2 pseudogenes are annotated in these 694 nt (G+C 58.4%); both read left to right on the plus strand.

Features of this window, described 5'->3' with window-relative positions:
* Positions 1–387: pseudogene (gene lacI / locus ACXIZN_RS43230) on the plus strand (DNA-binding transcriptional repressor LacI); the annotation flags it as partial.
* Positions 388–436: 49 nt separating this feature from the next.
* Positions 437–694: pseudogene (locus ACXIZN_RS43235) on the plus strand (hypothetical protein); the annotation flags it as partial.

Here is a 694-nt window from a genome sequence, read left to right on the forward strand (position 1 = left end):
CTGAATGAGGGCATCGTTCCCACTGCGATGCTGGTTGCCAACGATCAGATGGCGCTGGGCGCAATGCGCGCCATTACCGAGTCCGGGCTGCGCGTTGGTGCGGATATCTCGGTAGTGGGATACGACGATACCGAAGACAGCTCATGTTATATCCCGCCGTTAACCACCATCAAACAGGATTTTCGCCTGCTGGGGCAAACCAGCGTGGACCGCTTGCTGCAACTCTCTCAGGGCCAGGCGGTGAAGGGCAATCAGCTGTTGCCCGTCTCACTGGTGAAAAGAAAAACCACCCTGGCGCCCAATACGCAAACCGCCTCTCCCCGCGCGTTGGCCGATTCATTAATGCAGCTGGCACGACAGGTTTCCCGACTGGAAAGCGGGCAGTGAGCGCAACGCAATTAATGTAAGTTAGCTCACTCATTAGGCACCGGGATCTCGACCGATGCCCTTGAGAGCCTTCAACCCAGTCAGCTCCTTCCGGTGGGCGCGGGGCATGACTATCGTCGCCGCACTTATGACTGTCTTCTTTATCATGCAACTCGTAGGACAGGTGCCGGCAGCGCTCTGGGTCATTTTCGGCGAGGACCGCTTTCGCTGGAGCGCGACGATGATCGGCCTGTCGCTTGCGGTATTCGGAATCTTGCACGCCCTCGCTCAAGCCTTCGTCACTGGTCCCGCCACCAAACGTTTCGGC

Source organism: Amycolatopsis sp. TRM77291, assembly GCF_054166285.1.